Raw genomic sequence first — 11,594 nt, 5'->3', positions numbered from 1 at the left:
TAAAACAAAAACCAACCATTGAAGTTATTAAACCCACAATTGCAGTTTCTTCTACATCTATTACATCCGTTCCAATTGTTACAGCCTCCCCAATTGTTGAAGCCATTCCAATTATTACAGCCTCCCCAATTGTTCCATCCATTCCATCCATTCCAATTATTACATCTGTTACATCCATTATTACATCCAAAACACATACAAATTACCTCCTTAGTAATATACTATAATATATTCACTACATTACAATTTGTTCTATTATGTATAACTATTAATTGAAAATATTTTTTAAAATGCATTAATTAATAAAGGATGTAAAAATTAATGCATTTTAAATGTATTAATTTTTATATTATATATTTCTTTATTGTAATATAATTAGTATTATCGGATTAATAATAACCTATAAATTTTATATTTTTACATATGAAGGAGGAAAACGATGCTAACCTTACTACTAATAATAATTTATATATCTTTTATTAGTTTAGGTCTACCTGATGCAATACTCGGATCAGCTTGGCCAATGATTCATCAAGATTTGAATGTTCCTGTATCTTATGCAGGAATTATTACCATAATTATATCCTGTGGGACTATTGCCTCAAGCTTATTTAGTGAAAAAATAATACGAAGACTTGGTACTGGTAAAGTTACAGCCTTTAGTGTACTTTTAACTGCTATAGGATTATTAGGTGTATATCTTTCACCTAGCTTTATATGGATATGCTTCCTTGCAATACCTTTAGGTATTGGTGCTGGCTCTGTAGATTCTGCTTTAAATAACTTTGTAGCTCTACATTATAAAGCTATTCACATGAATTGGCTTCACTCATTTTGGGGCCTAGGTGCAACAGCTGGGCCTTTAATAATGTCTATATTTTTATTAAAAGATAATGGTTGGAGACTTGGTTATGCAACTATAGGTAGTATGCAAGTAGTACTAGTTATCTGCTTATTTTTGTCACTACCATTATGGAAAAAGTTCGAAAGTAATAGGTCTGAAAATACTACTACTAATGAATCCACTAAAATATCAAGTTTAATTAAAGTTCCTGGAGTTAAGGCTGCCCTTTTATCTTTCTTTTTCTATTGTTCAGCAGAATTAACTACAGGCTTATGGGTTAGTTCCTATTTAGTTATAATTAATGGTTTCTCTGTTGAAAAAGCTGCAAAATGGGTATCATTATATTATCTAGGTATAACTATTGGAAGATTCTTAGCTGGATTTGTATCTATTAAATTAAATAATAAGCAAATGATTAGAGCTGGACTAGCTATATGTATCCCTGGAGGAATATTATTAAGTATTACTTACTCAAGTAATATACAGCTAATAGGTTTAATATTGATAGGTCTTGGATTTGCACCTATTTTCCCTGCAAACATTCATGATACTCCTAATAGATTTGGAAAAGAGCTATCTCAAGGAATAATAGGAATACAAATGGCTTCTGCTTATGTTGGAACTACTTTTATGCCACCTTTATTTGGAGCAATCTCAAAATTTGTTGGATTTGAAATCCTTCCATATTTACTGCTAATTTTAATGCTCCTTATACTTGTATCCACAGAAAGAATTAACAAGGTATGTAAATCATAGCTTTAAAATTATTATAATGTTTTAAAATAAGATTTAATAATCTTAATATGCAAAAATAAGCAACTTAAGAAGAGCTTAGTGTTACTATCACTAAGCTCTTCTTTATTTATTAATTGCATAAAACTTCTAACCATTATTCTATTGTATAATAATTATTATTTCCTCTACAAATTACATTCTTCTCCATTAATTTAATTACAGATCTATAGGACAAATAATTAGCAAAATTAAAAATAAATATAATAATACTACCAATTAATAATATTTCAATAATATTTGTTATTTTATTTATATTAATTGAAGGCATAAGTAATAAAGCCAATAATATTATAGATATTACCAAAGAATATATACTTATCTTCTTTTTACGACTACTTATATTAATATATTTTTTTATTTCTCCTATATAATTTTCATCATTGAATTCAACTTTGTAGTTATTAGCTGTACTATTATTCATAATTCTCACCCAAATTTACCCTTATTATTGTTATATCTATGCTTCTTATTTAATAACTAATTTATCTTTTTATTTATCTATAAATATTTTAAGTTCATAAGACCATATTAAACTTTCATATTCATACTTCTAATTATTATTAAATAATGTTTTTAAATCTTTTAATCCTTGTAATACTTCTTCCTTAGAAAAGTTATTTTCTAATAAATCTTCATTACTTTTTTCTAATAATTCTTCATAAAAGTCAAGTGCTACTTTATAATTTGCTTCTGACTTATTTTTTTCTATTTCTTCAAAAAGAACATTTTCAGCTTTATTATATTCTTTCTTAGTAATAAGGCTTTTCAAAATAATTCTAAGTATTTCTGATGACCCTGTATCTTCTAAATTAACCACTAACATATTATCTTCCTCTTTTCACACTGAAAATATTATCCACCGATTATTTTTAACATATTTTAGATTAAAAGTATAGCCTATTTCTTTAAATTATTTATAAAAAACACCATAACTATCAATAAAATTAAATTACAATAAAATTTTATTATTTGTTTTTATTATAAAAGTCCTTTAATTCATTTTTAATTTCTTCAGGTAATTGATTTTTCTTTATTCCTCTAATGGCTCCTTCTAAGGCATATAATCTATGGATACAAGCTGAATCATCAATTGACTTTATTCTAAGCCATACATCTTTTGCTCCAGCTTCTTTTAATTCTTCATAAGTTGATATACCTACTTCATTTAATTGTTTTTCAACAAAATCTCCTATATTAATAATCTTAGATAATTCTCTCAATATTCTTACCTCTCATATTTTACCATTTAATAGTATATTATACTTTTTCCCTTATTAATTCAAGAATTTCTTCTCCATATTTTTCATATTTCTTTTCTCCCATTCCTCTTATGCTAAGTAGCTCTTCCTTTGTTTGTGGAGCTTTATTGGCAAGTTCCATAAGAGTTGAATCTGAAAATATAATATATGGCTTTATACCTTGAGAGTTTGCCTTGTCTTTTCTCCATATTCTTAATTTATTAAATAATTCTTTATTAACTATCTTTTCTTCAGTATCTTCACTAAGCTTGCATATTACTTTTTCTTTAGATTTTAATACTCTCATTGACCTAGAATTTAACTTTAACATAGAATAAGTTCCTTCTTTTAAACTTACATATCCTAAATCTATTAAGGTTTTAATTAAATCTCTTATAAATTTACTGCTATAATCTTTCATAATTCCAAAGGTTGTTAACTTATTTAAATTATTTTGAATTATCTTAGGTCCTGTAAATCCTCTAAGTATATCTATTAATACTGAAGTTCCATACCTTTCCCTGCTTCTATATACACAGGATAATATCATTTGAGCTTCTGTTGTAAAATCTCTAAGTTCCTCATTATTTAAGCAGTTACTGCAATTATTACAATAAGGCTTTACATTTTTATCTCCAAAGTATTCTAATATGTAACTTCTATAACACTTATCATATTCACAAAAATCAATCATACCTTGTAACTTTTTAATTTCAATTTCTTTTCTATTGCTACCAGCTGTAGTATAAATTAAATATTCTAAGGTTCTTATATCCTCTCTATTATATAAAAGATGGCATTCTGTTTTTTCCCCATCTCTTCCCCCTCTACCTATTTCTTGATAGTAGCTTTCTATATTCTTACACAAAGTAAAGTGTATTATGTATCTTACATTAGATTTATCTATTCCCATTCCAAAGGCATTTGTGGCTATCATTACATTATAATTATCTTTTAAAAACTCATCTTGATAATAATTCTTTTCTTCGTCTTTAAGTCCACCATGGTATTTTGCTATAGATAATCCTCTTTCTTGTAAAAAATAATAAAGGGCATCCACTTCTTTTCTAGTGGCACAATATATTATTCCACTTTCATCTTCATGCTCTCTTATATAATCTTTTACAAATTCAGCCTTATCTTCTTCCTTATGAATAGAAATATCTAAATTCTCTCTATCAAAACTACCTAAATATGTATAGGGCTTAATTAGTCCAAGTAAATTTAAAATATCATCTCTAACTTCCTGTGTTGCTGTTGCTGTAAAAGCTGTTACAACAGGTCTTACTCTTAAACTATTTATAAAAGGTGAAATATATCTATAGCTCTTTCTAAAATCATGCCCCCACATAGAAACACAATGTGCTTCATCTACAGCTACTTGACTTATACAAAGCTTTCTAAGCATCTTATTAAAATATTCACTTTCTAACCTTTCAGGAGCTATATATAAAAGCTTAATCTTTCCTTCATAGCAATTATTTAATATTTCTTTAATTTCATCTAGGCTTTGTGTGCTATTTATATAAGCAGCACTTATTCCAATGTCATTAATAGAATCTACTTGATCCTTCATTAAAGATATTAAAGGAGAGACAACTAAGGTTATTCCATTAAAAATCAATGCTGGAATTTGATAACAAAGGGATTTTCCTCCGCCTGTTGGCATAATACAAAGGCTATCCACTCCATTTAAAATATTACTTATTATTTCCTGCTGACCTTCCTTAAAGGAGCTATATCCATAATATTTTTGTAAAATTTCCATTGCTTTATTTAAAATGTTAATCACTCCTTTCTTCTTAAGATTTTACCATATTTCTTACATACTAAACCAGTAATGATATAATTATTTTATTAAATGTCGGTACAATATGTTTAATTTATTATTTTTAAACCTCTTAATAATTTCTGGTATACATTATAAAAATAATAACAATGGCAGTAAATATATTTAAATATTTACTGCCATTGTTATTATACAAAAGAAGTTAACCTTTACATATCTATTGATCTAAAATATCAATAAGCTTTTTACTTTCTACTTCAGTTAAGCCAAGCTTTTGGGTTACTTGTAATAATCTTTCATATAATTCCTCTACTTCAATTGCTCCTCTTAAATAGTTACTTATATCATTACTTATTTCTAATACTATTTGAAGAGCTTCTATTCTGTCCTCATTATTTAATTCATTATTTTCTATTAATCTGTATAATACATATCCACATACAGAACATAGTTCAACATAATCAATAACAATATTGTCAGATATTTTGCTTAACATATATTCTATTTCTACAGATGAGTATTTATTATAGATATCATTATTTATATTAAAGTGAACTGATGCATTTATAAATTCATCTTTAAGATCACTAGTAACTCTTTTATTTAGGTAATCTAAAACTATATTATATATAATACTGTCCATTTCTGTCTCCCCCTACTTTAATCTCTACCTATAATTTATCACAATATTCAAAATTTTTAAATTGTATTTTGGAAATAAAAAAAATATATTTTTCTTGCACATCAAAATACTTCCAGTGTAATTAATTTATATATTTTAAGAAATAATAAAACAGATATCTAGATTTACATAGATATCTGTTTCATTTTATTTATCTATAAATTTTACTTATTCATATCTTAACTAAATTATTATTTTACCGTTTTTCTTTCTACTAAATATGGTTTTAGTAGTATAATATTTTCTTCTTGACTATCATTTATAACATTTATCAATAAATTAAAAGCTTCCTTACCCATGTTATAAATAGGTTGTGCAATTGTAGTTAATTCTGGTTCAATATAATCACATATTCCTATATTATCATAGCCTAATATACCTATATCCTCTGGTATTTTTAATCCTTTTCTAATTAAGGATTTTATGCCTCCTATTGCCATTACATCACTACTATAAAATATTGCATCAATATTTTTATTTTTATTTATAAGTCTTTCTGTAGCCTTTATTCCACCCTGTAATGAGATTTCATCTTCTTCTAATAAAGATTCATTGAAAATATTACGTTCCTTTGATATCTTTTCAAAAAATCTAATTCTCGAATTCAAGCTTACTTCATTTTGAGTTGTACCTACAAAGGCTATGTTTTTATATCCTTTTTTAATTAAATAATCTATACCTAAGCCTATTCCTTCTTCATTATCGCAAAAAACACCATTTATATCTTTTTCTTCTTCAATATGCCTATCTACTATAACAAAAGGAACTCCATTAGATTTTAATAGATTCATAGCATTATTCTTCTTGCCATTTGCTACAATTATTACTCCATCTACTAGCTTACTTATTAATAATCTTACATACTCCTCTTCTTTTTTACTACTATTAAATGTATTGCACAATATTAAACTATATCCTTGTTTTTCTGCCTCTGTTTCAATAGCTTTTGCCATTTCTGCAAAGAAAGGATTTTCTATGTCTGGAACAATAAATCCTATAGTATAACTTTTTTTTGTACTTAAACTTCTTGCTAAAGAGTTTGGTATGTAATTTAATTCTTTTGCTGCTTCTAAAATTCTACTTCTTGTTTCTTTTGAAACATTTATTTTCTTATCATTTAATACCATTGAAGCTGTGGTTCTAGATACATTTGCATATTCTGCTATATCTTGAAGGGTTATTTTTCTCATAAATTCTACTCCTTATTACAGTGTTACATAAGAATTGTATCACAACTTCTCATTTTTTTCTTATTATTTTATTTCTAACTTTATTTGCTTACAATTTTTAAATCTGCTGCTATTTCTTTCTCTACTTCTTCATTGTTATATATTTTTAATGCTAATTCTACTCCTAGTGCTCCAATTAAGTCTGGCTGTTGTGCAACTGTTGCAATCATTTCTCCTTTTTCTACTGCATCTAAAGCATCATCATTTCCATCAAATCCAATAACCATTGCTTTAACATTACTTGTACCAATTGCTTTTGCTGCTCCTAAAGCCATTTCATCATTATGTGCAAATACTACTTGTACATCTGAATTACCTTGTAATATATTTTCCATTACTGATAAACCTTTTTGCCTATCAAAATCTGCTGCTTGACTTGAAACAAATTTTACATTTGATTTATCATCTAAAACACTATGAAAACCTGCTCCTCTATCTCTTGTTGCTGATGCCCCTGGTATTCCTTGAAGTTCAACTACATTTATATTGGCTTCAGTTCCAAGCTTTTCTAAAACAAATTCTGCTGCCATAGCTCCACCCTTTATATTATCTGAAGCTATATGACTTGTAACTTCTCCACCATTTGATTGTCTATCTAAAGTTATTACAGGTATATTTGCTTTATTTGCAACTTCTACTGATTTAACAACAGCATCACTATCTGTTGGATTTATTAATAAAGCTACTACACCAAGCTGTATTAAATCTTCCACATTTGATCTTTCCTTTGCTGGATCATTTTGTGAATCTAAAACTATTAATTCAAAGCCTAACTTTTCTGCTTCTTTTTCTGCTCCCTCTTTCATATTAACAAAGAAAGGATTATTTAAGGTTGATAAAACTATTCCAACTTTTTTCTCATCATTCCTCTTTGAGCATCCCATAAAGAAACTCATTGAAATTATAGTTATTAGAGAAAATGCTAATATCTTTTTTATACCTTTCATGTTATTTCCTCCTATTTCAATTATGCTTTCTTTCTGCTCTTTTTATCTAATAATACTGCTATTAATATAACTAAGCCCTTTACTATAGATTGATAGAATGGGGATACGTTCATTAAATTTAGTCCATTATTTAATACTCCTATAATAAGAGCACCTATTAAAGTTCCTGTTATTTTACCTTCTCCACCTGCAAGAGATGTACCTCCAATAACAACTGCTGCTATTGCATCTAATTCAAAGCTTGTCCCTGCGTTTGGTGAAGCTGATGCTATTCTACTAGTTATAATTACCCCTGCAATTGATGATGCAAAACCAGAAACTACATATACTAAAGTTTTAATTTTATTTGTATTTATACCTGATAATCTAGCTGAATCTTCATTTCCACCTAAAGCATATAAATATCTACCAAATCTTGTTTGTGATAAAACATATATTGCTATTACAGAAACGATTACAGTAATGATAACTGGAATTGGTATAAAGCCTAATTTTCCATTACCTATATTAACGAATTTTTCTGGTAACTTTGATATAGGAGTTCCATTTGTAAATACTAAAGTAGCTCCTCTAAATACTGTCATTGTAGCAAGTGTAGCTATAAATGCTTGTAACTTACCCTTTGATATTAAAAGTCCATTTACTAAACCAATTGCTATACCAACTAATGCTGCAACAATTATTGCTAATGTAACACTACCTGTTGATTTAATTATTGATGCTGATAATGCTCCACTAATTGCTAATGTTGAACCCACTGATAAGTCTATTCCACCAGTTAAGATAACAAAAGTCATACCAACTGCAATTATTGCATTAACTGAAACTTGTGTAAAAACATTTGTAATATTTGATAATGTTAAAAATGCTGGTGTAACAAATGTAATTATCAAACATAGTAGCACTAATCCTATAAGTGATTTATATTTAGATGCAATTTCTTTTATATTATTCATAACTATATCCTCCAAACTATTTATTCATTCCAACAGCTAATTTCATTATGTTTTCTTGTGATGCTTCTTCTCTTTTTAATTCTCCTGATATTCTTCCTTCGCTCATAACAAGAATTCTATCACTTATTCCAAGAACTTCTGGCAAATCTGAAGATATCATTATAATCGCTTTTCCAGATGCTTTAAGCTCATTTAATAATTCATATATTTCTTTCTTTGCTCCTACATCAATTCCTCTAGTAGGTTCATCAATTATTAATACTTCTGGTGATAGCATAAGCCATTTTGCAAGTATTACCTTTTGTTGATTACCACCACTTAAATTCTTCATTATTTGCTCTCTATTTGGTGTTTTTATCTTAATTTTCTCTATGTAATAATCAATATCCTTTATAGCTTTATTTTTATCTATAGCCATGGATTTACCTTCATATTTCTTTAAATTAGATAAAATCATATTTTCAGCTACAGAAAGCCCAAGAATACACCCCTCTTTTTTTCTATCCTCTGATAAATAACAAATACCATTATTTATTGCTTCTTGAATATTTTTTATATGTATTTCCTTGCCCTTAATTTTTATTGTTCCTGAAGTTTTCTTATATTCTCCAAATATTGTTTTTGCAACTTCTGTTCTTCCAGAACCCATAAGTCCAGCTATTCCTAGGATTTCTCCTTCTTTAACATTAAAACTTATGTCTTTTATTCCAACATTTGAATTTAATTTTTCTACTTCTAAAATTTCTTTTCCAACCTTTACTTCTCTGTAAGGGAATTGATCTTCTATTTTTCTTCCAACCATCATTGAAATTAATTTATCATTATCAATGCCTTTAACTAAAGCATTTCCTGCATATTTTCCATCTCTAAGAACTTCTACCCTGTCACATATTGAGAATATTTCTTCCATTCTATGAGATATATAAATTATTGCAATTCCTTTTTTCTTTAAATTATCAATTACTTTAAATAAACTCTTAGTTTCTACTTCTGTTAAAGCAGTTGTAGGTTCATCCATTATTATTACTCGTGCATTCTTAGTTAATGCTTTTGCTATTTCTACCATTTGCTTTTCTCCAAGATTTAAATCAGAAACAAGCATATTGGGATTTATATTAGAACCAATTTGATTTAAAAATAATTTACTTCTTTCAATAAGTTCTTTTTTATTAATTTTCCCTGTAACCTTACTATACTTTTCATTTCCTAGAAATATATTTTCTGCAACTGTTAGGTTATTTAAAACACTCATTTCTTGATGGATAATAGTAACACCGTATTCTTCTGCAGATTTTATTCCTTTTATATGTGCCTCTTGTCCATCTATAAATATTTTTCCTGTATCCTTTTGATATACTCCACTTAATATCTTCATTAGAGTAGATTTACCAGCTCCATTTTCACCCATTAAAGCTGTAACTTCTCCTCCATAAGCTGTTATATCCACATTATCTAGGGCTTTAACCCCTGGGAATATTTTTGATACTCCCTCCATTCTTAGCATTGGTATTTTTGTATTCATTTAAATACCCTCCTTAACTAAAATACAACTCCTGATTTTAATATAATATTTGCATAAGGTGTTTGCTCACCAGTTCTAACTACTGCCTTACATTCCTTTAAACTTCTTTTTAATTCTTCATGAGATACAAATGTTATTTTTACATCTCCTATAATTTCTTTTATTTCTTCAAAAAGTTTTGGGCTTACATCTTCTGTTTCTTTTGCTAAGATTACTTCTTCTATTTGTAATTCTTCTAATGTTACTTTTAAAGTTTGCATAAATGTTGGTATACCATTTATTAAAGCTAAATCTATTCTTTCTGTTTCCTTTGGAATTGGTAATCCACAATCTCCAATTGCTAACATATCAGTATGTCCCATTTTTGAAATAACTGAACTTAAACTACTATTTAATAATGATGTTTTTCTCATTAGTCTTACTCCTCTCCATAAACCTCTTCTACCTCTTTTAAATATGGTATTGATGGTTGTGCACCCTTTCTTTGAACTGCTATTGATGATACCTTATTTCCAAAAGTTACTGCCTTTATAAGATTTTCTTTATTTAGATTATTTACATCTAACTTTGAACTTAATCCACCTATAAAGCTATCTCCTGCTGCTGTTGTATCTATTGCATTTACTTTAAATGCAGGAACTACTTCCCTAAAATCTTCTCCTATTACTGCTGCTCCTCTTGAACCTAAAGTTATAATTACAAATTTAACTCCCTTGTTTAAGAAAACTTTTGCTGCCTTATTTGCATCATCTAAATTTTCTACCTTTATACCAGTTAAAAGTTCTGCCTCTGTTTCATTTGGAACTATAATATCTGTGACTTTTAAAAGGGCATCATTTATTTTTTTAGCTGGTGCTGGATTTAATATTGTTATCTTTCCAAGGTCCTTTGCCTTTTTAAATGCTTTTAAAGTAATTTCTTCTGGTGTTTCAAATTGAGAAATTAATATATCACTTTCCTTTAATGCTTTTTCTGATTTATTAATTTCTTCTTCATTTATTGTCATATTTGATCCTGGAACAACTATTATTGAATTATTTCCATTGTCATTAACCATTATCATTGCCATTCCAGTTGCTTCATTTTCATCCTCATAAATAAAGTTCACATTTATATCATCTTCTTTTAACTTGCCTTTAAGTATATATCCATTATCGTCTTTTCCTATCTTAGATATCATTATTACTTCAGAACCACTTCTCTTAGCAGCTACTGCTTGATTAGCACCCTTTCCCCCTGATATCTTTTCAAAAGATTTTGATAAAATAGTTTCACCTACTTGAGGTATATCTTTAACCTTTAAAACTAAATCCATATTAATGCTTCCAAGTACACATATCTTATTCATAATCTCTCTCCTAAATACATATTATATAGTAAAACGTTTTACTGAATCGCTTTACTATATAATAAATCATCTGTAAACGATTATCAAGTACTTTTTTAAAAAAATTCTGATTTTTTTTATTCTTATTCCTTTACTTTATAATTAGATAAGAGTATACTTTATTTATAGAAATTCAATATCGCGGGATGGAGCAGTTGGCAGCTCGTCGGGCTCATAACCCGAAGGTCGTAGGTTCAAGTCCTGC

General features: G+C 27.7%; 12 protein-coding genes. 1 reads left to right on the top strand and 11 read right to left on the bottom strand.

Annotated elements, in window-relative coordinates:
• The first annotated feature begins 439 nt into the window (after positions 1–439).
• Positions 440–1,600 (top strand): MFS transporter, encoded by a 1,161-nt coding sequence (locus HUJ77_RS09215; RefSeq protein WP_291708291.1) that lies wholly within the window; start codon positions 440–442, stop codon positions 1,598–1,600.
• A gap of 133 nt (positions 1,601–1,733) precedes the next feature.
• Here the strand turns inward: HUJ77_RS09215 and HUJ77_RS09210 are convergent, their stop codons facing one another.
• From HUJ77_RS09210 to rbsK, 11 genes are all read right to left on the bottom strand, one after another.
• Positions 1,734–2,060 (bottom strand): hypothetical protein, encoded by a 327-nt coding sequence (locus HUJ77_RS09210; RefSeq protein ID WP_291708290.1) that lies wholly within the window; start codon positions 2,058–2,060, stop codon positions 1,734–1,736.
• Between the two features lie 129 nt (positions 2,061–2,189).
• On the bottom strand, positions 2,190–2,462 hold the full coding sequence (locus HUJ77_RS09205; RefSeq protein ID WP_291708289.1) for a DUF6483 family protein: 273 nt from the start codon (positions 2,460–2,462) through the stop codon (positions 2,190–2,192).
• Between the two features lie 142 nt (positions 2,463–2,604).
• Positions 2,605–2,859 (bottom strand): TfoX/Sxy family protein, encoded by a 255-nt coding sequence (locus HUJ77_RS09200; RefSeq protein WP_291708288.1) that lies wholly within the window; start codon positions 2,857–2,859, stop codon positions 2,605–2,607.
• 37 nt (positions 2,860–2,896) lie between these two features.
• Positions 2,897–4,645, bottom strand: a complete 1,749-nt coding sequence (gene recQ / locus HUJ77_RS09195; protein WP_291708317.1) for a DNA helicase RecQ — start codon at positions 4,643–4,645, stop codon at positions 2,897–2,899.
• 238 nt (positions 4,646–4,883) lie between these two features.
• On the bottom strand, positions 4,884–5,309 hold the full coding sequence (locus HUJ77_RS09190) for a hypothetical protein (RefSeq protein ID WP_291708287.1): 426 nt from the start codon (positions 5,307–5,309) through the stop codon (positions 4,884–4,886).
• A 230-nt stretch (positions 5,310–5,539) separates the two neighbouring features.
• Positions 5,540–6,538: a LacI family DNA-binding transcriptional regulator gene (locus tag HUJ77_RS09185; RefSeq protein ID WP_291708286.1), complete on the bottom strand. Its 999-nt coding sequence runs from the start codon at positions 6,536–6,538 to the stop codon at positions 5,540–5,542.
• An 80-nt stretch (positions 6,539–6,618) separates the two neighbouring features.
• Entirely contained in the window at positions 6,619–7,524 is a 906-nt protein-coding gene (rbsB, locus tag HUJ77_RS09180) for a ribose ABC transporter substrate-binding protein RbsB (RefSeq protein WP_291708285.1), read from the bottom strand.
• A gap of 20 nt (positions 7,525–7,544) precedes the next feature.
• Positions 7,545–8,480, bottom strand: a complete 936-nt coding sequence (locus HUJ77_RS09175) for a ribose ABC transporter permease (protein WP_291708284.1) — start codon at positions 8,478–8,480, stop codon at positions 7,545–7,547.
• Between the two features lie 16 nt (positions 8,481–8,496).
• Complete coding sequence (locus HUJ77_RS09170; protein ID WP_291708283.1) at positions 8,497–10,002, bottom strand: sugar ABC transporter ATP-binding protein; 1,506 nt, start codon at positions 10,000–10,002, stop codon at positions 8,497–8,499.
• 17 nt (positions 10,003–10,019) lie between these two features.
• Complete coding sequence (gene rbsD, locus HUJ77_RS09165) at positions 10,020–10,415, bottom strand: D-ribose pyranase (protein ID WP_291708282.1); 396 nt, start codon at positions 10,413–10,415, stop codon at positions 10,020–10,022.
• Positions 10,416–10,420: 5 nt separating this feature from the next.
• The gene (gene rbsK, locus HUJ77_RS09160) at positions 10,421–11,350 is read right to left on the bottom strand and encodes a ribokinase (RefSeq protein ID WP_291708281.1); all 930 of its coding nucleotides are present in this window, start codon (positions 11,348–11,350) and stop codon (positions 10,421–10,423) included.
• Positions 11,351–11,594: the final 244 nt, after the last annotated feature.

The sequence above is a fragment of the Clostridium sp. genome (assembly GCF_021443865.1).
In the GTDB taxonomy this organism is placed as follows: Bacteria; Bacillota; Clostridia; order Clostridiales; family Clostridiaceae; genus Clostridium.
Note: the sequence above shows the minus strand (reverse complement) of the source record. Positions and strands in the feature narration are given on the sequence as shown.